Annotated in this window: 14 protein-coding genes; 6 read left to right on the top strand and 8 right to left on the bottom strand. The window is 71.6% G+C overall.

The genetic code is table 11. The features are described from left to right. Positions 1 to 19: 19 nt before the first annotated feature. The 4 genes from ftsA to G495_RS0108395 all read left to right on the top strand — a co-directional run bounded on the left by ftsA (position 20) and on the right by G495_RS0108395 (position 5980). Complete coding sequence (ftsA, locus tag G495_RS0108410; RefSeq protein WP_028587447.1) at positions 20 to 1249, top strand: cell division protein FtsA; 1230 nt, start codon at positions 20 to 22, stop codon at positions 1247 to 1249. Positions 1250 to 1308: 59 nt separating this feature from the next. Next, on the top strand, positions 1309 to 2721 hold the full coding sequence (gene ftsZ, locus G495_RS0108405) for a cell division protein FtsZ (protein WP_028587446.1): 1413 nt from the start codon (positions 1309 to 1311) through the stop codon (positions 2719 to 2721). Positions 2722 to 2850: 129 nt separating this feature from the next. Continuing rightward, positions 2851 to 4242, top strand: a complete 1392-nt coding sequence (locus G495_RS18330) for a M23 family metallopeptidase (protein WP_156939645.1) — start codon at positions 2851 to 2853, stop codon at positions 4240 to 4242. 43 nt (positions 4243 to 4285) lie between these two features. Then, positions 4286 to 5980 (top strand): radical SAM protein, encoded by a 1695-nt coding sequence (locus G495_RS0108395; protein WP_035251412.1) that lies wholly within the window; start codon positions 4286 to 4288, stop codon positions 5978 to 5980. Between the two features lie 197 nt (positions 5981 to 6177). Here G495_RS0108395 and G495_RS18325 read toward each other — a convergent pair whose 3' ends face one another. Next, positions 6178 to 6432, bottom strand: a complete 255-nt coding sequence (locus G495_RS18325; protein ID WP_035251410.1) for an FmdB family zinc ribbon protein — start codon at positions 6430 to 6432, stop codon at positions 6178 to 6180. A 236-nt stretch (positions 6433 to 6668) separates the two neighbouring features. Here G495_RS18325 and G495_RS18320 point away from each other — a divergent pair, with 236 nt between their 5' ends. Together G495_RS18320 and G495_RS0108380 are read left to right on the top strand one after the other, a co-directional pair. Beyond that, positions 6669 to 7673, top strand: coding sequence for an HD-GYP domain-containing protein (locus G495_RS18320; RefSeq protein ID WP_051445202.1), 1005 nt, complete (start codon positions 6669 to 6671; stop codon positions 7671 to 7673). Between the two features lie 32 nt (positions 7674 to 7705). Continuing rightward, a complete protein-coding gene (locus tag G495_RS0108380; protein ID WP_028587444.1) occupies positions 7706 to 8878 on the top strand; it encodes an ATP-grasp domain-containing protein in 1173 nt (390 codons plus the stop codon). Positions 8879 to 8992: 114 nt separating this feature from the next. On the opposite strand, the gene G495_RS0108375 is transcribed toward G495_RS0108380, so the two are convergent. The 7 genes from G495_RS0108375 to G495_RS0108345 form a co-directional block, all read right to left on the bottom strand. After that, on the bottom strand, positions 8993 to 10000 hold the full coding sequence (locus G495_RS0108375) for a diguanylate cyclase (RefSeq protein WP_028587443.1): 1008 nt from the start codon (positions 9998 to 10000) through the stop codon (positions 8993 to 8995). 51 nt (positions 10001 to 10051) lie between these two features. Next, entirely contained in the window at positions 10052 to 12781 is a 2730-nt protein-coding gene (locus G495_RS22815) for an ATP-binding protein (protein WP_051445201.1), read from the bottom strand. Between the two features lie 17 nt (positions 12782 to 12798). Beyond that, positions 12799 to 13557, bottom strand: a complete 759-nt coding sequence (locus G495_RS0108365; RefSeq protein ID WP_028587442.1) for a substrate-binding periplasmic protein — start codon at positions 13555 to 13557, stop codon at positions 12799 to 12801. Between the two features lie 76 nt (positions 13558 to 13633). Further along, positions 13634 to 14416: a substrate-binding periplasmic protein gene (locus G495_RS18310; RefSeq protein WP_051445200.1), complete on the bottom strand. Its 783-nt coding sequence runs from the start codon at positions 14414 to 14416 to the stop codon at positions 13634 to 13636. A gap of 174 nt (positions 14417 to 14590) precedes the next feature. Then, positions 14591 to 16507 (bottom strand): ATP-binding cassette domain-containing protein, encoded by a 1917-nt coding sequence (locus G495_RS0108355; protein ID WP_028587441.1) that lies wholly within the window; start codon positions 16505 to 16507, stop codon positions 14591 to 14593. Positions 16508 to 16577: 70 nt separating this feature from the next. After that, the gene (locus G495_RS0108350) at positions 16578 to 17801 is read right to left on the bottom strand and encodes a DUF2325 domain-containing protein (RefSeq protein WP_028587440.1); all 1224 of its coding nucleotides are present in this window, start codon (positions 17799 to 17801) and stop codon (positions 16578 to 16580) included. A 727-nt stretch (positions 17802 to 18528) separates the two neighbouring features. After that, positions 18529 to 18846 (bottom strand): TusE/DsrC/DsvC family sulfur relay protein, encoded by a 318-nt coding sequence (locus G495_RS0108345; RefSeq protein WP_028587439.1) that lies wholly within the window; start codon positions 18844 to 18846, stop codon positions 18529 to 18531. Positions 18847 to 18997 lie beyond the last annotated feature (151 nt).

Raw genomic sequence — 18997 nt, 5'->3', positions numbered from 1 at the left:
ACAATAGGGAGATCGTGACATGGCCAAATCGGAACTCATTGTCGGCCTGGATGTCGGCACCACGAAGATCTGCGCGGTGGTCGGCGAGCTGACCCCCGGCGGGGTGGACGTGGTGGGCATCGGCACCAGCCCGTCCACCGGCCTGCGCAAGGGCGTGGTGGTCAACATCGAGCAGACCGTGCAGTCCATCAAAAAGGCCCTGGAGGAGGCCGAGCTGATGGCCGGATGCGACATCCGCTCGGTGTACGCGGGCATCGCGGGCAGCCATATCAAGGGCTTCAACAGCCACGGGGTCATCGCCGTCAAGGGCGGCGAGGTCGCCCCGCGCGACGTGGAGCGCGTCATCGACGCGGCCAAGGCCGTGGCCATTCCCCTGGACCGCGAGGTCATCCACATCCTGCCCCAGGAATACATCGTGGACGACCAGCGCGGCATCCACGACCCCCTGGGCATGGCCGGGGTGCGCCTGGAGGTCAAGGTGCACATCGTCACCGGCGCGGTGACCTCGGCCCAGAATATCATCCGCTCCTGCCACCGCTCGGGGCTGGACGTGTCGGACATCGTGCTCGAGGCCCTGGCCTCGTCCAAGGCGGTGCTGACTCCCGAGGAGCGCGAGATCGGCGTGGCCCTGGTGGACCTTGGCGGCGGCACGTCGGACATGGCCATCTTCAGCGACAACGCCATCAAGCACACCGCCGTGCTGGCCCTGGGCGGCACCAACCTGACCAACGACATCGCCTACGGGCTGCGCACGCCCATGGCGGCGGCGGAAAAGATCAAGGAGCGCTACGGCTGCGCCATGGCCGAACTGGTGCCGCCCGAGGAGGTCATCGAGGTGCCCAGCGTGGGTGACCGCGAGCCGCGCAGGCTCTCGCGCCAGGTGCTGGCCGAGATCTGCGAGCCGCGCATGGAGGAGATCCTGGTGCTCATCGACCAGGAGCTGGCGCGCTGCGGCTTCAAGGGCAAGGTCCCGGCGGGCGTGGTGCTCACCGGCGGCGCCTCGCTCATCGAGGGCGTCCAGGAGCTGGGCGAGCAGATCTTCAACCTGCCCTGCCGCATCGGCTACCCGCGCGAGATCCGCGGCCTGCATGACGTGGTCAACAGCCCCGTCTACGCAACGGCTGTGGGCCTTCTGCTCTACGGGGCCGAGAAAGAGGGCGGCGACATGAGTTTCCGCATCCGCGACGAAAAGCCGGTCTTCAACCGGATTCTCGGGCGGATGCGCAAGTGGTTCGTGGACATCAAGTAACGGCGAGCGGAAGCGAACTGGCAAGAGCCGGGGCGACCCGGAAACAAGGGGAGGATACCATGGACTTTCTGGAACTGGAAAACGACAGCGGCGCCAAGATCAAGGTATTCGGAGCGGGCGGCGGCGGCGGCAACGCGGTGAACAACATGATCTGCTCCGCCCTGCGTGGGGTGGAGTTCATCACCGCCAACACCGACATCCAGGCCCTGAACAAGAGCAAGGCCGAACACAAGATTCAGCTTGGCGAGAAGCTGACCAAGGGCCTGGGCGCGGGGGCCAACCCCGAGATCGGCCGCGACGCGGCCCTGGAGAGCATGGACGTGATCCGCGAGTACATCGACGGCGCGGACATGGTCTTCGTCACCGCCGGCATGGGCGGCGGCACGGGCACGGGCGCGGCCCCGGTCATCGCCCAGGCCGCCAAGCAGGCCGGGGCGCTCACCGTGGGCGTGGTCACCAAGCCGTTCTACTTCGAGGGCAAACGGCGCCTCGAGGCCGCCGAGGAGGGCATCCGCGCCCTGTCCGAGAGCGTGGACTCGCTGATCACCATCCCCAACGACCGCCTTTTGTCCCTGGCCTCCAAGAAGGCCACCTTCATCGACATGCTCAAGAAGGCCGACGAGGTGCTCTACTTCGCGGTCAAGGGCATCTCGGACCTGATCATGGTTCCCGGCCTCATCAACCTGGACTTCGCCGACGTGAAGGCCGTGATGAGCGAAATGGGCCTGGCCATGATGGGCACGGGCATCGCCCGGGGCGAGTCGCGCGCGCGTGAGGCGGCCATGAAGGCCATCACCAGCCCGCTGCTGGAGGACGTGTCCATCGACGGCGCCAAGGGCGTGCTCATGAACATCACCTGCGGGCCCGACCTGACCATCGACGAGGTCAGCGAGGCGGCCAGCACCATCTCCGAGGCCGCCGACGACGACGCGCGCATCTACTTCGGCACCGTGTTCGACCCCGAGGCGGGCGACGAGATGCGCATCACCGTCATCGCCACGGGTATCCAGTGCGCCCAGAACTTCCGCCCCGTGCAGGACCCCAAGCTGGCCCAGCTCCTGGCCATGCAGGGCGGCAAGGCCGGGCAGGCGCGGCCCGCTGCGGCCCCGCAGCCCGTGCGCGCTGCTGCGGCTCCGGTGCGGCTGGCCCCGGCGGCGGCCGCGCCCGCCGCGCCTGCGGAGGCCGCCGAGGCCCCCGAGGCTCCGGCCGGCGCCCGGCCCCTGACCCGCGAGGAGCGCTACAAGCGCGCCCTGTCCAACGCCAAGAACGATCCCGAGCTGAGCCAGCAGCCCGCCTACCTGCGGGCCCAGGCCGCCCGGGGCGCCCAGGCCGCCGAGCCCCAGCCCCAGGCGCCCCTGCGCCGGGCGCCCCTGGCCCAGGCCGTGGGTGCGTCCCGGCCTGGCGAAAAAGACTTCGTCTTCGACGAGGAGGACTTCGAGATTCCGTCGTTCATCCGGCTGCAAGCCGATTAGCAAATTCGGGCAGTATCCTCCCCCGAAGAAGCCGGGGGCCGGGCGCGGCGGGTCTCGCCGCCCGCCGGCCCGGCCCCGGCTTCCCTTGCCAAGAACCGGGGGGCCGGGTATAGCCCGAGCGGAGGCCATATGATGCTACGATCCAGACGCAACCTGTTCCGTGACCGCGCCCGCGAACGCAGGCGCAAACGCACGGTGTGCGCCGCTTTGGCCTTCGCCGCCATTCTTGCGGGCCTGACCTACTTTTTCCACGATCCCGCCGGTAACACGGGCCGCACGGCCCAGCGCGAATCCCTGCACGAGATGGACACCACCGCGCAGGACATGGACCTCGTGCCCGCGTCGGTGGACGGGCGCCTGCCCCTGGCGGAGCGCCCGGAGCCGCTGGCCGACGCCACGCCCGGCAGCGCCGTGGTGCAGGGCAGCGTCAGCCCCGGCGACACCGCCGCCGCGCTGCTTGGCCCCTACATGACCCCGGCCCAGGTCCACGCCCTGGTCCAGAGCTGCCAGAAGGTCTTCCCCCTGTCGCGGCTGCGCGCGGGCCAGCCCTATGTGCTCAAAGCCGCCGATGACCGCCTGGAGCGCTTCGAGTACGAGATCGATTCCGAAACGCTGCTCATCGTCGAGCCCGAGGGCGACGGCTACGCGGCCCGGCGCGAGGCCATCGCCTACGAGAAGGAAACCAAGGTCGTGTCCGGCAAGATCACCTCCTCGCTCTTCGGCGCCGTGGCCGAGGCGGGCGAGACCCCGGCCCTGGCCATCCGCCTGGCCGACATCTTCGCCTGGGACATCGACTTCATCCGCGACATCCGCGTGGGCGACACCTTCGTGGCCGTGGTGGAAAAACGCTCGCGCGACGGGCAGTTCACCGGCTACGGCAAGATCATCGCCGCCCAGTTCGTGAACCAGGGCCAAGCCTACCGGGGCTTCCTGTTCGCCGACAAGCAGGGCAGCGAGCAGTACTTCGACGAGCAGGGCAAGGCCCTGCGCAAGGCCTTCCTCAAGGCGCCGCTCAACTTCTCGCGCATCTCCTCGGGCTTCAACCTGAACCGCCTGCACCCCGTGCTGGGCTACCGCAGGCCGCACCCGGCCATCGACTACGCGGCGCCCTCGGGCACCCCGGTCATGACCGTGGGCGACGGCGTGGTGCTCCAGCGCGGCTGGGACAAGGGCGGCGGCAACTTCATCAAGATCCGCCACAACAGCGTGTACGAGACCGTCTACATGCACCTCAAGGGCTTCGCCAAGGGCATCAGCAACGGCGCCCGGGTGCGCCAGGGTCAGGTCATCGGCTACGTGGGCAGCACGGGCCTGTCCACCGGCCCGCACCTGGACTTCCGCATGAAGCAGAACGGCTCCTACATCAACCCCAGGACCATCAAGTCCATCCCGGCGGACCCGGTGTCGCGCGACCGCATGGCCGCGTACATGAGCCACATCCAGCCGCTGCTGGCCCAGATGCACAGCGCGGGCCTGATGCACGCCCAGGCCGAGGCCGCCGTGGACGTGGCCTGGCGCTAGTGCCCCGGCTTGCCTTTTTCCGCCCGGCGGGTACCATCGCCGCATGAGCAGGGCACGGGGCGAACGGGAATTCTGGACAGGCATCTGTTATGGCCGCGAGAAGCCGCCCGTCCCGGAGTGGGGCGGGCGGCTGCCCGTGGCCCTGGTGTTTGCCCAGCCTGCGGCCACGGCCCTGTCCACCCTGGGCTGGCAGGTGGTCTGGCGGCTCTTGTCCGCCCGGCCCGAGCTGGCCGTGGAGCGCTTCTTCTGGGAGGGCGGCGAGGCCGCGCCCCGGGCCTGTGATTCCGGCCGCCCCCTGGCCGATTTCCCCGTCATCGCCTTCAGCCTCAACTTCGAGGAAGAGCTGCGCAGCCTGGTCGAGGTGCTCGACCGGGCGGGCATTCCCGCGCGGCGCGCGGCGCGCGGGGCGGGCTGGCCCCTGGTCATGGCCGGGGGGCCGCTGGCCTTCCTGAATCCCGCCCCGGCGGCTCCGGCCGTGGACCTGTTCTGGGTTGGCGAGGCCGAGGCCGGGCTGGACGCGCTGCTGGCGGACCTGGCCCGGGCCGCCGGGGCGGGGCAGGGCAAGGCCGGGGCCCTGCGGGCCGTGGCCGGGCGGCCGGGGGTCTACCTGCCCGGGAGCCCCGGCGCGCCCGCGCGGCGCGTGGTGCCCGCCGGGGCCCCGGGGCTGCTGGAGGCGCCGGGGCGCTCCTGCTTCGTCAGCCCCGAGGCCGAGTTCCGCGACATGTTTCTTTTGGAGGTCAACCGGGGCTGCCCCTACGGCTGCCGGTTCTGCGCCGCCGGATACGTGTACCGCCCGCCGCGCCACGCGGCCATGGGCGAACTCATGGCCGCCGTGGAGCAGGCCAACCCGGTGAAGGTCGGGCTGGTGGGCACCGCGCTGACGGACTGGCCGGAGCTTCTGCCCTTCCTGCGCTGGCTGGCCGGGCGCGGCACCAAGTTTTCCCTGTCCTCCCTGCGGGCCGACGGCATGACCGACGAGCTGCTGGACTTCCTGCGCCGCACGGGCACGCGCAGCCTGACCTTCGCCCTGGAGGGCGCCAGCCGCCGCCTGCGCCGCGCGGCCAACAAGAACCTGGACGAGGACGCCTTCCTGGACGCCGTGCGCCGGGTCAGCGCCCTGCGCTTCAATCACCTGAAGATCTATCTCATCGTGGGCTGGCCCGGGGAGACCGGGGAGGATTACGACGAGCTGGGCGACCTGCTCGGGCGCATGGCCGAGGCCGTGCGCCAGGGCCAGGGCGGCAAGAGCCGGGGGGTGGAGCACGTCACCGTGAGCGCCAGCTGCCTGGTGCCCAAGCCGTGGACGCCCTTCCAGTGGGCACCCATGGCCGACGAGGCGCAGCTGGAATGGGCCCTGGGCCGGGTGCGCGATCTGGTGCGCCCCCTGCGGGGCTTCCGGGCCATGCTGGAACGGCCCGGCCCGGCGCGGCTCCAGGCCCTGCTGGCGCGTGGCGACGAGACGGTGTTCGATCTGGCGGAGCTGGCCGCGCGCCCGGGCATGGGCTGGCGCCGGGCGCTCAAGGCCTGGGACGGCGACCCCGGGGCCTTCCTGGACCGCGAGCGCGGCCAGGACGAGGCCTTCCCCTGGGAGTGCATCGACACCGGCGTGTCGCGCGACTATCTGTGGCGGGAATGGGAGCGCTACAAGCAGGCCCGGCCCTCGGCCCGCTGCGCGCCCAGCGGCTGCGCCGGATGCGACGCCTGCGGCCTGGGGGGCTGGCTGGCGGACGGGGAGTAGCCCCGCGCCCGCGACTGGCGGTGCACCGTTTTCTTCAGGTAGGCTGCTGCAAGAGGCTGTTTTTTGTCCCGTGGCGCTGGCTTGCGCCGCACAGCGCGTCGTTCACGCCCCGGCGCGTCCGGCGGCGCGGCGGGCCGCATTGCCCGCCGCCGTGGGCGCCGCTGCGGGGCGGCCTGCGGGAGGGGCGTTGCTGGCGGCTAGTTGCCGCCGCGGCGGCGGCCGCCGCAGCCGCCCGCAGGGCAGGCCCGGGGGCGGCCCGTGGGGTTGTAGCCCACCAGCGGCGCCACGCCCCGGTCCAGGGGGCTGGCGTGGTCCACCCGCAGCGCGGCTCGCGAGATGACCTTGCGCGTGGCGCCCGCGCATTTCGCGCAGGGCGGGCAGGGCTCGTCGGGCCCGGCCAGGTCCTCGAAGCTGTGGCCGCATTTCTCGCATTCGTATTCGTACATGGGCATGGCTGGTCCTCCTTCTGGGCGCGGCCCGGGGCGGCCCGCGCCAGGGCACAATAACGCCCGGAGCGCGCAAGTCAAGGTGCCCCGGCTGCGGCCGCACCGGGAAGCCCCGGCCCCGGGGGGGGCGGAGGCAGGGCCCGGCCCGGCGCGCAGGGAAACCCTTTGACAGCCCGCGCGCCTTTGACGAAGATTTCCGCCAGCCCAGGGCACCCCGCCGCCACCCTCAACCGGGACCGCCGATGACCGACCAGCACCGCCCCGCCCAGGACCCGCCCCAGGACGCCGAAGGCTTCTTTCCCATCAGCCCGCTGATGATCCGCAACTGGAGCAAGGGCCGCTTCGCCCTGTACCTGCGCCAGGGCCCGTCGTTCGTGCTCTACACCAGCAAGGGCGACGCCTTCACCGACGTCCACCGCCGCAAGCTCGACGACATGGGCGTGCTCCAGGTCTATGTGGACGGCGCCGAGCGCGGGGCCTACGCCAGCTACCTGCTGGAGAACCTGCCCGATCTGCTGCTGGACGAGAACATCCCCATGGAGCAGCGCAGCGAGGCCTGGTACCAGGGCTCGCTCATGGCCTTGCGCCGCGTGTTCGAGGAGCGCCTGCCCAAGGGCCTGGCCAAGCGCCGCTTCGGCGAGCTGTCCGACATGCTGCGCACGGGTATGGCCTTCTTCAACCAGAACGGCGCCCTCAAGCAGGTGGCCCGGCTGGTGGCCCGGGGCTACAAGAGCTACAACCACAGCCTGGGCTGCGCGGTGCTGACCTATTTCGTGTGCGCCGGGTCGCCCAAGGTCCATCCCGACCGGCTGCACGCCGTGTGCCTGGGCGCGCTGCTGCACGACCTGGGCAAGACCCAGGTGGCGCAGGACCTGCTGGACCGCGACCCCGATACCCTGAGCCTGGGCGAGCGCGACAAGGTGCGCGCCCACGCCGCCGCCGGGGTCGCCCTGTGCGCCAACCTGGGCCTGGAGCACGAGACGGTCAACTGCATCCTCTTCCACCACGAGCGCGTGGACGGCAGCGGCTACCCCTCGGGCATCTCCGGCGAGGCGCTGCCGTTCTACGTCAAGGCCCTGGCCGTGTGCGACGTGTACGACAACCTGACCCGCCCCGCCCCCTGGCGCCCGGCCCGCACGCCTTACGAGGCCCTGCGCTACATGAAGATGCACCGGGACGGCTTCGACGTGGACGCCATGCGCAGGCTGATCAACGTGCTCTCCGGGGCCGAGGTTCCCACCCAATAGCCGGGGCGCCCGCGCCCCATTCGAGGCCGACCATGTTCCTGCTCGACAAGCCGTATGTCTCCGGCTTTCTGCGCGAGACCGCCCTGCGCCTGGGCCTGCCCGTGCTGGACGGGCCCGTGGCCCGCGCCGCCCTGGGCGACGCGCCCTGCCTGGCCGCGGAGGCGGCCTTCGCCGACGCCCTGCGCCAGGGCCCGGCCCGGCGCGTCTACGCCAACTCCGAGAACGCCCTGGGCTGGGTGGCCCGCAACCTGGGCTTTTCGCCGCTGCCCGAGCGGGTGCGCCTGTTCAAGGACAAGCTGGCCTTCCGCGAGCTGCTGCGGCCCCTGTATCCGGACTACGCCTTCCGGGGCGTGCCCCTGGCCGGGCTGGGCGCCGTGAACCCGGCGGAGTTCGCCAAACCCTTCATCGTCAAGCCCGCCACGGGCTTCTTCAGCCTGGGCGTGCACAAGGTGGAGGCCGACGCCGACTGGCCCGGGGTGGTGGCGGCCATCCGCGCCGAGGTGGGGCGCATCGCGGGCCAGTACCCCGAGCAGGTGCTCGGCCTGGAGCGCTTCCTCATCGAGGAGAACATCCCCGGCGAGGAGTTCGCCGTGGACGTGTACTGGGACGGCGACGGCCAGCCGGTGATCCTCAACATCCTGGCGCACCTGTTCCCGGACGAGGCCAGCGTCAACGACCGGGTCTACGTGACCTCGCGGGCGGTGGTGGAGCCCAATCTGGAGCGCTTCACCCGCGCCCTGGCGGACCTGGGGCGGCTGGCCGGGCTGCGCGACTTCCCGGCCCATGTGGAGTTGCGCGTGGCCCCGGACGGGCGCATCGGCTTCATCGAGGGCAACCCGCTGCGCTTCGCGGGCTGGTGCGTGGCGGACCTGACCTGGCACGCCTGGGGCGTGAACCCCTACGAGGCCTACCTGCTGGACCGCCGCCCCGACTGGGGCGCCCTCTTGGCCCGCCGGGGCGACACGGTGACCAGCGTGGTCATCGCCGACCTGGCCCCGGGGGTGGACCCGGCAACGGTGGCTGGCGTGGACTACGCGGCCTTTGCCGCGTGTTTTGCCCGGCCCCTGGAGCTGCGGCGCATTGACTGGCGCGAGTACCCGGTGTTCGCCTTCCTTTTCGCCGAGCATGCGCCCGACGCCCTGGGCGAGCTGGACGCCATCCTGCGGTCGGACCTCACGGAATTCCTGCTGCCCGCGCCGCGCTGAACGGGCCGGGCAGGCCGCACGGCCTGCGCCCCCGTCGCGCCTCCTTGCGGGGTGTGGCGGGGGCGTTGTCTTTTCGAGTGGGTCGGTGGTCGGGCCGGGCGGGTGGGCCGGGGGTCAGTCCTGGTGCGCGGCCACGCGGTCGCGCCCGGCGCTCTTGGCGGCGTAGAGCGCCCGGTCGGCGGCGGCCACCAGGGCCCGGGCGTCCAGGGCGTTGTCCGGGGTGCGCGTGGCCACGCCGAAGGACGCCGTGACCACATCGGCCACCTGCGAGCTGGCGTGGGGCAGCCCCAGGCCGCGCACGGCCTCGCGCATCATCTGGGCCACGCGCAGGGCGCCGTCCAGGTCCGTGTCGGGGATCACGGCGGCGAACTCCTCGCCGCCGTAGCGGGCCAGCAGGTCGCACGAGCGGCGCAGGGTCGTGCCCAGGGCTGCGGCCACGGCGCCCAGGCAGGCGTCCCCGGCCAGGTGGCCGTAGGTGTCGTTGTACTGCTTGAAGCAGTCGATGTCGGCCATGACCAGGGAGAGCGGCGCCGCGCTGCGCCGGGCCCGGGCCGTCTCGCGGACCAAGATGTCTTCCAGGGAGCGGCGGTTGGCCACCCCCGTCAGCGGGTCGGTGACGGACATGCGCAACAGCAGCTCGTTGGACAGGTTGAGCTTGCGGTTGGTCTCCTCCAGGGTCCGGGTCATCACCAGCAGCTCGCGCTCGCGCTGGGCGCGGGTGTCGGTTTCGGCCTTGAGGCGCAGGGCCGAGCGCACGCGGGCCAGAAGCTCCACGCGGCGCAGGGGTTTCTCGATGAAGTCCATGGCCCCGGCCGCGAAGGCCGCCTCCAGGGTCGCCTCGGCCAGGTCGGAGGTGACCATGATCACCGGCAGGTGCCCGCAGCCCGGGTCGGCCTTGATGCGGCGGCAGGCCTCGATGCCGTCGATGCCCGCGGGCATGACGATGTCCATGAGCACCAGGTCCCAGCCGTTGGCGGCCGCCCCGGGCACGCCCACGCCGAGCAGTTCCAGGGCCTGGGCCGCGCTTTCGGCGTGGTGCAGGGCCTGGTGCCCGTCCGAGCGCAGGTAGAATTCGATGAGCGCGCGCACGCTCTTGGTGTCGTCCACGATGAGGATGCTCATGATGCTCCGCCGGGGCCGGGCCGCTGGGCCCGGGGCCGATGGGCCAGCCTATCATTCCCCATAGCGGATGACCACCTCGCGTAGATGTTTTTCCAGCCGCTCAAACAGGTCGGCCAGGGCGTCGGCGTCGGCGTGCACGGCGGCGGTCTCCACGGCCCGGCCCAGCTCGGTGACGGTGTCGAAGCCGTAGCCCCCGCCCGAGCCCTTGAGGCCGTGGCCCAGCACGCGCACGGTGTCCAGGTCGCCCCGGGCCAGGGCCTGGCGCATGGCGGCCAGGTCGGCGGCCGCCTCGGCCAGGAACTCCTCGACCAGGGTGCGCATGGCCGGGTCGGCCAGGACCACGGGGGCGGCCCCTGGCGCCGGGCCGCCCTGGCCGGTGTAGCGGGCCAGGGCTTCCAGGAAACGGGCCTTCTTGATGGGTTTGGTCAGGTGCCCGGTGCAGCCCGCCTGGGCGCTCTTGTGGAAGTGCTCCTCGAAGGCGTGGGCCGTGAGGGCGACCACGGGCACGGGCGCCAGGCCCAGGGCGCGCTCGTACTCGCGCATGGCGCGGGTGGCGTCGTAGCCGTCCAGCACGGGCATCTCCATGTCCATGAACACGATGTCCGGGCGCGCGGCCTGGAACAGCTCCAGGGCCTGGGCCCCGTTTTCGGCCACGGTCAGGCTGTGGGGCGTGCCCGCCAGGTAGTAGCGGATGAGCTTGCGGTTGGCGGGCTGGTCTTCGGCCAGGAGGATGGCCAGGGGCCGCAGGCCGTGGGCCGGGGCCGGGGCGGCGCCCGGGGCCGGGGCGCCGCCTTCGGCCAGGGCGCGGGCCAGCCTGGCGGGGCTGGCGGGCTTGATGGCGAAGCGGGCGAAATCCAGGCCCTGGGCACGGGCCGATTCGGGGCGCTGGTCGCTGCTGCACGCCAGCAGGACGATGTCCCGGGCCAGGCCCTGGTCGTGGATCTCGCGGGCCAGGGCAGGCGCGTCGCCCTGCGGGGCGGCGAGGTCCAGCAGGGCGGCGTCCAGCGGCGGGGCGTTGCCTGCGGCCCGCTGGTGCAGCAGGGCCCGGGCGGCGGCGGTGTCGGGGGCGGTGAGCGCCGTGGCGCCCAGGCCGTGCAGGTGCGCGGCCAGGGCGCGCAGGGCACTCGCGTTGCCCGCCACCGCCAGGGCCGTGCGCCCTTCCAGGGGCCTGGGGCGCGGCCCGGCCTCGGCCACGGCCAGCTCCAGCTCGAAGGTGAACAGCGCCCCGCCGTCGGGGGCATCGGCCAGAGTCAGGCTGCCGCCCATGAGCGCGGCGATGCGCCTGCTGATGGCCAGGCCCAGCCCGCTGCCGCCGTACAGCCGCGTGGTGGACGAATCGGCCTGGGTGAAGCTTTCGAACACGGCCTGTTTCATGGCGTCGGGGATGCCGATGCCCGTGTCGCGCACGCTCAGGCGCAAGAGGCCGGGCCGGGCCGGGTCGGGCTGATCCACGGCCAGCTCGACCTCGCCTGCGGCGGTGAATTTCAAGGCATTGGACAGCAGGTTGGAGAGCACCTGCGACAGGCGCGTGGGGTCGCCCGCCAGCAGCGGCGGCAGGCCCGGAGCCACGGCGCATATCAGCTCCAGCCCCTTTTCCCGGGCGCGTACGGCGTACATGTCGCACACGGTCTCGGCCAGGGCCGCCGGGTCGAAGGGGATGCGCTCCAGGGTCACCTGCCCGGCCTCGATCTTGGAGAAGTCGAGCACGTCGTTGATGATGCCCAGCAGGGTTTCGCCGCTGGAGCGGAAGATGTCCACGTACTGACGCTGCTCGGGGGTCAGCCCGCTGTCGGCCAGCACGTCGCTCATGCCGATGATGGAGTTGAGCGGGGTGCGGATCTCGTGGCTCATGTTGGCCAGGAATTCGCTTTTGGCGCGGTTGGCGACCTCGGCGGCCTCGCGGGCGGTGCGCACCTGGACCAGCAGGGCCTCCAGCTCGCGGGTGCGGTCTTCCACGCGCTGTTCCAGGGTGCGGTTGTAGTCCTCCAGCCTGCGCCCGGCCTCGGCCAGGCTGGCGTGCAGGCCCTCAGAGCGCCGCCGCGCGGCCAGCAGCTTGGTGATCATGGAGTTCAGGGCGTCTTCGAGCACCTTGAGCTCGTTGCGGCCCCGGGTGCCCACGTCCACGCGCAGGTGCTCCAGGTTGTCCATGTCGATCTCGCGGGCGGCGGCGGTGAGTCGGCCCAGGGGCCGCGAGAGCAGCGGGCGGCTGACCCACAGGAAGATGACCCACAGGGCGATGGTCTTGATCACCGAGTTGACCAGGATGAACATGAACCCGTACCAGACCTTGCCCAGCACCACGTAGCGGCTGGAATAGAGCGTGACCTGGCCCATGGGCACCTTCTGGCCGATCTCCTCGGAGTAGAGGATGGGCTCGGTGTGCCAGAAGAAGTCGCCGCGCGGGCCGCCCCCGGGCCCGGCCTCCTCGCCGGGCGGGCTGTCGCGGAAGGTCTCGCCCGCCGAATAGGTGCCCTGGTACTCGGTGCCCACGCGCACGCCCACCACCACCGGGCTCTCCATGAGCCCCTGGACGATGGAATTGATCTGCACGTCGTCCACGTTGTAGATGGCCGTGGCCAGACCCTGGTTGAAGATCTGGGTCATGGCCTTGAGGTCCTTGAGCACGGTGTCGCGCGTGTTGTAGTACTCCGCGGCCATGTGCACGGCGGTCAGGGCGATGGTGATGACCACGTAGACCGCGAAGACCATGGTCAGCAGCCGGGTGGCGATGGAGTCGCGGATGGGGACGAGCGGCGCGGGGGCGGGCGAGGGCTGGGGCATGGCCGGGGCTTTTCGGGCTAGTCGAAGGCGTAGGCGGGCAGGGGGAAGCCCCAGCGGTCGAAGATGGCCTGCAGGCGCCCCGCGCGGTACAGATGCTCCATGCCCCGCTCGTAGAGCTCCCGGATCTTGCGCCCGCGCTCGGTATCCTTGAGCACCGGGAAGTAGCCCCGGGCGCCCACGGGCTCGATGCGGAAGCGGGCCATGTCGAAGGGGATGGTGTTCTTGTGGATGGAATCCTCGATGAAGTTCAGGTCGTCGAGGTAGAAGTCGATACGCCCCAGGATGACCATGCCCAGGGCCGAGACCCCGGATTTCAGCTCCTTGTGCTGCATGGGCGCGGGCAGGTTGGTCAGGTCGTAGTAGCCGATGCGCCAGGCGATGGTGCGGCCCTCCAGGCTGCCTGGCACGGACCACTGCCCGATGTTCTCGCGGTTGAAGAACACGTAGTATTTGCCCTCGTACATGGGCACCCCGGCCAGCGTCAGCCCCCGGGGGGGCTTGTCGTGGCAGGTCATCATGTCCGCCGAGCCGTCGCGCACCATGTGGTAGGCCCGCTCGGAGGGCACGTATTCGCGCACGTACTCGATGCCATACAGGCCGAACACGGCGCGCAGCGTGTCGTGGTACAGGCCGGTGCCGTCCATGTTGGTGAAGCCCTCCCAGGAGGGCCCCACGACATGCACGGCGGTGATGCCGCCGGGGTCGGGCAGGGGCTCGCTCGCATCCGCCGGCAGAGGCAGGAGCAGGGCGAGCAGAAGCCAGAGGATCGTTCTCATGTGGCCGGGCTCCGGGCCCGGGGAGGGGGCCCGGACCGTGTTTGTCCCCCTCCCCTAGCACAGCGCGGGCCGCTTGTCAGCGGCTGGCGGAGGGCGGCGGGGCATATCCGCCGAAATTCGGCACCGGATGGCCCCATTTGGCGTAGATGGCGTCCAGGGCGCCTGCGGCGGCCAGGGTGAGCATGCCCTGGTCGTAGAGGTCCATGATGGCCCGGCCCCGGGCCGTGGGGGCCAGCACGGGGTGGTAGGAGCGGAAGCCCACGGGTTCGATGCGAAAGCGCTGCTGGTCGAAGGTCAGGCCCGAGCGGTCGATGGACTCGCGGATGAGCACCGGGTCGTCGAGGTAGAAGTCGGCCCGGCCCAGCACGACCATGCCCAGGGCCGAGACCCCGGTCTTGACCTCCTTGGTCTGCATGCCCTCGGGGATGTAGCGCTCGTCGTAGTAGCCGATGCGCCAGACCACCGAGCGCCCGGTCATGCTCTCGCGGCCCTTCCAGGGTTCGATGCTCCGGGAGTCGAAGAACACGGCGTAGGCGTTCTCGTACATGGGCACGCGGGCCATGACCAGGGGCGGGTCCACCCGGGCCTTGCACAGCATCATGTCGGCCTCGTTCTCGCGCACCAGGTGTGTGGCGCGCAGGCTGGGCACGAACTGGTGCTCGATTTCGATGCCGTGCAGGCCGCGGAACACGGCGTCGAGCAGGTCGAAGTACAGCCCGGTGCCGTCGGCGTTGGTGAAGGTGTCCCACGCGGGGCTGACCACGCGGATGACGGAGACGGTTTCCTGGGCCCGGGCGGGCGCCAGCAGACACAGCAGCAGCGCGGCGGCTGCGGCCAGGATACGGCAGGATGGGGGCATTGGGCGACCTCCTCGGCAGGTGAGGTCCGGTGCGCGGCTCTTGTAGCACGGGCCCAGAGGGCTGGCAACGTGCGGGAAAACCGGGGCGGGCCGGGGGCGTCGCGGGCGGAAGGGCTCAGGCGGGGGGGCGGTCCACCAGCAGATCGTGCCCGAGGCTGTGCCGTGCGGGGGGGCTCAGGCCCGGGCGGCGTAGGCGGCCAGTTCGGCCTCGGCCTGCTCCCAGCGCCCGAAGGCAGCGGCCAGCTCGGCCTCGGCCCGGGCCAGCTCCTGGCGGGCGGCGGCTGCGGCCTCGGCGGGGCCCTTGTACAGCGCGGGGTCGGCCAGGCGCTCCCCGGCGGCGGCCACGGCGCGTTCCAGGGCTTCGATGCGCGCGGGCAGGGCCTCCAGCTCGGCGGCCAGTTCGGCCATGTGGCGCTGCTCCTTGAAGCCGAGCTTGCGCGGGGCGCTTTGGGGCGGCTCGGGGCGGGGGGCTGCTGCGGGCCTGGGCTCCGGGGCCGGGGGCGCCGGGCGCTGGCGCAGCCAGTCGTCGTAGCCGCCCACGTACTCGGCCACCCGGCCCCCGCCCTCCAGGGCCAGGGTGCTGGTGACCACGTTGTTCAGAAAGGCCCGGTCGTGGCTGACCACGAGCACCGTGCCCTGGTATTCCATGAGCCGCTCTTCGAGCAGCTCCAGGGTCTCGGCGTCCAGGTCGTTGGTGGGCTCGTCCATGACCAGCAGGTTGGATGGCCGGGTGAACAGCCGGGCCAGCAGCAGCCGGTTGCGCTCGCCCCCCGAGAGTACGGACACGGGGCTCATGGCCCGCTCGGGCGGGAAGAGAAAGTCGGCCAGATAGCCCATGACGTGGCGGTCGCGCCCGCCCACGGTCACGGTGTCGCTGCCGCCCGCCACGGCGTGGCGCACGGTGGCCTGGGGGTCCAGCTCCTCGCGGTGCTGGTCGAAGTAGGCGATTTCCAGGCCGGTGCCCAGGCGCACCTGGCCGGAGGTCGGCGCCAGGCGGCCCAGCAGCACCTGGAGCAGGGTGGTCTTGCCCGCGCCGTTGGGGCCAATGAACCCCACGCGGTCGCCGCGCAGGATGGTCGTGCACAGGCCCTGGAACACGGGCGCGTCGTGGCCCCAGGTAAAGGCCACGTCCTTGGCCTCGGCAACTACGCGCCCCGAGCGCTGGGCCTCCTGGATGGCCATGGCCGCGCGGCCCACGCGCTCGCGCCGGGCGCGGCGCTCTTCGCGCAGGGTCATGAGCGCGCGCACGCGGCCCTCGTTGCGCGTGCGCCGGGCCTTGATGCCCTGGCGGATCCAGGCCTCCTCGCGGGCCAGCTTCTTGTCGAACTCGGCGTTGTGGCGGGCCTCGGCGTCCAGCAGGGCCTGCTTGCGCTCCAGGTAGGTGTCGTAGCCGCACTGCCAGTCCGTGAGGCGGCCGCGGTCCAGTTCGAGGATGCGCGTGGCCACGCGGCGCAGAAAGGCCCGGTCGTGGGTGATGAAGACCAGGGTGCGCACATGGCGCGGCAGGTACTCCTCCAGCCAGGCGATGGAGTCGATGTCCAGATGGTTGGTGGGTTCGTCCAGCAGCAGCACGTCGGGGCTGCCCACCAGGGCCCGGGCCAGCAGGGCCCGGCGCTTGAGCCCGCCCGAAAGGGTCTCGAAGGGCGCGGCGGGGTCCAGGCTCAGGCGGGCGATGACGGCGTCGATGGCGGGCAGGGCCTCCCAGCCGCCCTGGCGTTCCAGGGCCGCCTCCATCTCGGCCAGGCGGGCCAGGCCATCGGCGTCGCGGGCCTGGCGGCTGGCGTGGTGGTAGGCGGCCAGGGCGCGGCCCATGTCGCCCAGCCCGGCGGTGACCACGTCGTACACCGGGCCGGTGAGCGCCTCGGGCACCTTCTGCGACAGCCGGGCCACGGCCACCCCGGCCGAGCGGACCACTTCGCCGCCATCGGGCACGAGGTCGCCGGAGAGCAGCCGCAGCAGCGTGGACTTGCCCTCGCCGTTGCGGCCCACGAGGCAGACCCGCTGGCCTTCCTCGATCTGGAAGGACACGCCGTCCAGCAGGCGGGGGCCGCCGAAGGACATGGTCAGGTTGGTCGCGCCGAGCAGTGCCATGGCCTGGGGGAATAAGCCGGAGGCCGGGCGCGGTCAAGCCCGCAGGCGGCCCGGCGCCCCCCCGGCGCCGTTATTGCACCGCGCGCTCCAGCTCGTCCAGGCAGCGCGCCAGGCCGCCGATGCCCGAGGAGCCAGCCAGCAGCAGCGGTTTCATGAAGCCCTTGCAGGCGCGCTTGACCAGGGTGGTGGCCTCGTGGCTCACGCAGTCCAGGGGGCAGACCACGGCGTCGGCCCGGGCCAGGAGCTGGTGCAGGTGCCCGGGCGACTGTTCCAGGCCGCCGTCGTGGTGCAGCAGTTCGCAGCCGTAGCGGCTGGCCAGGGCCTTGTAGTGGGCCATGAGGTTGCAGCGCCCGCCCACGTAGAGCACGCACTTGCCGCGCAGCTTGCCGCAGCCCAGGCCGCAGCCCTGGCCGCAGGCGCCGTCGCAGCCCCGGGGGCAGGCGTCCGGACCGGGCAGGGCGTCGGGCATCTGGGCGGCCAGCACGTTTTCCAGGGCGGCGATGGTGTTGTCGCGCTCGGCCAGGGCGCCGCGGGCCTGGCGCAGCTCGCGCAGCAGGTCCTCGATCTGCGCGGCCTGGCGCAGCACGGTGCGCTCGGCCTCGTCCTGCCTGCGGCGGGTGGCGTCCAGGTGCCCGGCCAGGGCGTCGCGCTCGGTGCGCAGGGCGGCCACGGCGGTGGTTTCCAGGGCCTGGCGCAGGCTCACGCGCTCACCCTCGGCCTCGGCGCGGCGGCGGCGTTCGTCCTCCAGGTCGCGCTCCAGCCTGCGGTTGCGCGCCTTCCAGACGGCGGCGGCCTCGCGCAGGCGGGTCTTGCGTTCCTCCAGGGCCTCGGCCAGGAGCTGGTTGCGCCGTTCCAGCTCGTCCAGGCGGCGCAGGTCCGCGCGGTTGGCGGCGCCCAGCAGGTGCGAGAGCATGTGCACCTCGCCGAAAACTTCGGAGATCAGCCCCGGGGAGGCCCCGGGGTGGCTCATCACCGCCCAGAAGGGCCCGGGGATGTCGCCCGCGCCCGAGTGCTCGCGCCACAGGGCCAGCAGGGCGTCGTCGTCCGTGCATTTGCGGAACAGCGCCAGGCTGCGGCGGTGTTTCTTGTTGAGCAGTTTCTGGAGCCAGCGGGCGGCCTTGCCGGGGCACTTGGCCTGGCTGACGAACCAGCAGTGGATGTCGAAATCGCTGGCCCCGGGGTGGAAGCGCATGCCCAGTTGCCGGGCCCCGGTGCGCAGGTCGCCCATGGTCAGGCAGGTGCCGATGACCGGGCATTGGAAGTCTTCGAGTTCCCAGATGTTTTTCTGCTGCATGACGTGCTCCTTGCCGCTGTGGCGGCGGGGGGTGCTGCGATGGAGCAGTCATAAATGAAAATGAAAATCATTGTCAACAGGAAAGAGGAGGATGCGGGCGGATGGATGACGGGCCGGGGCAGCCCGCAATCCCGGCGCCGGGCACGGGGCCGACAGGCGGGGGGTGTGGCGGGTGCCGCTTCAGGCGGTGGCGCGCCCTGGGCGGCGGGTGCCGCCCTGTGCCGGTCCAACCGGGTATTTCCCGGGCGCGCGGGGTGCGGCAGGCGGGCAGGCCAGGGAGAAAGACGGCAGGCCGGGGAGCGCGCAGAAATGGCAAGCAGGCACCACTCCAGGGGCGCTGCATCCGTTGTGGTTTGGGCCCGGGCCCGTTGCCGGGTGCGCGGGGACGGCAGGGCCCGGGTGGACAGGGGGCCTCTGTCATCCGTTGCCGGTCCAGCCGGGAGCCTTCCCGGACGCGCGGGGCGCGGCAGGCGGGGCAGGCCGGGGAGAAAGACGGCAGGCCGGGGCGCAGCACGGGAATGGCAGGCCGGCGCCACCCGTGAGGAGGCCCCTCTGCCCGGCCCGGTCCGGGCGGGTGGACTTGGCCTGCGCTGCGCGGGGCGCCACCGCCGGGCGGGCCGGGCGGCGGTGGACGGGTGCCGGAATGGCGGGCGGGCCGCTTGCGGGCAAAAGAAAGGGCGGAAGCCGAAGCTTCCGCCCTGAATGGTCGCGCTTGGAGCCGTGAGGCTTACACGCAGCCGGTGGGCTTGGGCAGGCCGGCCATTTTGCAGGCGCCCTTGCCGGGGCCGGAGGGGAACAGCTCGTAGATGTGCTTCAGCTTGAAGCCGGTCACCTTGGAGAGGATGCGCACCATCGGGGCGATGCCGTTCTTCTTGTAGTAGTCCTGCAGGAACTCGATGACCTTGTTGTGCTCGTCGGTCAGCTCCTTGATGCCCTCGGACTCCTTCACGTACTCCACCCACTCGGGGTTCCAGTCCTCGAACTTCTGAAGGAAACCGTCTTCGTCGATGTCGAAAGATTTGCCCTTGAATTCGACAGTGGCCATGATCGTCCTCCTTGGATGGTTTGATGCCTGGGCGGCTCGCGGCCAAGCCGGGCGCCGCTCCCGGGCGGACCCGGGCTTCCTATTGGATAAGCAGCTTCCGCTGCTCAACTCCCGCAGGAGTTCCCCCGGACGTGTCCGGCGAAAATGTTAG

Origin of the sequence: Desulfocurvus vexinensis DSM 17965 (assembly GCF_000519125.1) — a bacterium.
Lineage (GTDB): Bacteria > Desulfobacterota > Desulfovibrionia > Desulfovibrionales > Desulfovibrionaceae > Desulfocurvus > Desulfocurvus vexinensis.
The sequence above is the reverse complement of the archived record's forward strand: the minus strand, read 5'-3'. Positions and strand labels throughout refer to the sequence as shown.

Bases quoted from the DNA above. Each gene is read 5' to 3' on its own strand.
- G495_RS0108345 (WP_028587439.1), bottom strand. From the start codon at position 18,846: ATGGCCACTGTCGAATTCAAGGGCAAATCTTTCGACATCGACGAAGAC.
- G495_RS0108350 (WP_028587440.1), bottom strand. From the start codon at position 17,801: ATGCAGCAGAAAAACATCTGGGAACTCGAAGACTTCCAATGCCCGGTC.
- ftsA (WP_028587447.1), top strand. From the start codon at position 20: ATGGCCAAATCGGAACTCATTGTCGGCCTGGATGTCGGCACCACGAAG.
- G495_RS0108395 (WP_035251412.1), top strand. From the start codon at position 4,286: ATGAGCAGGGCACGGGGCGAACGGGAATTCTGGACAGGCATCTGTTAT.
- G495_RS18310 (WP_051445200.1), bottom strand. From the start codon at position 14,416: ATGCCCCCATCCTGCCGTATCCTGGCCGCAGCCGCCGCGCTGCTGCTG.
- G495_RS0108375 (WP_028587443.1), bottom strand. From the start codon at position 10,000: ATGAGCATCCTCATCGTGGACGACACCAAGAGCGTGCGCGCGCTCATC.
- G495_RS18330 (WP_156939645.1), top strand. From the start codon at position 2,851: ATGATGCTACGATCCAGACGCAACCTGTTCCGTGACCGCGCCCGCGAA.
- G495_RS0108380 (WP_028587444.1), top strand. From the start codon at position 7,706: ATGTTCCTGCTCGACAAGCCGTATGTCTCCGGCTTTCTGCGCGAGACC.
- ftsZ (WP_028587446.1), top strand. From the start codon at position 1,309: ATGGACTTTCTGGAACTGGAAAACGACAGCGGCGCCAAGATCAAGGTA.
- G495_RS0108355 (WP_028587441.1), bottom strand. From the start codon at position 16,507: ATGGCACTGCTCGGCGCGACCAACCTGACCATGTCCTTCGGCGGCCCC.
- G495_RS0108365 (WP_028587442.1), bottom strand. From the start codon at position 13,557: ATGAGAACGATCCTCTGGCTTCTGCTCGCCCTGCTCCTGCCTCTGCCG.
- G495_RS22815 (WP_051445201.1), bottom strand. From the start codon at position 12,781: ATGCCCCAGCCCTCGCCCGCCCCCGCGCCGCTCGTCCCCATCCGCGAC.
- G495_RS18325 (WP_035251410.1), bottom strand. From the start codon at position 6,432: ATGCCCATGTACGAATACGAATGCGAGAAATGCGGCCACAGCTTCGAG.
- G495_RS18320 (WP_051445202.1), top strand. From the start codon at position 6,669: ATGACCGACCAGCACCGCCCCGCCCAGGACCCGCCCCAGGACGCCGAA.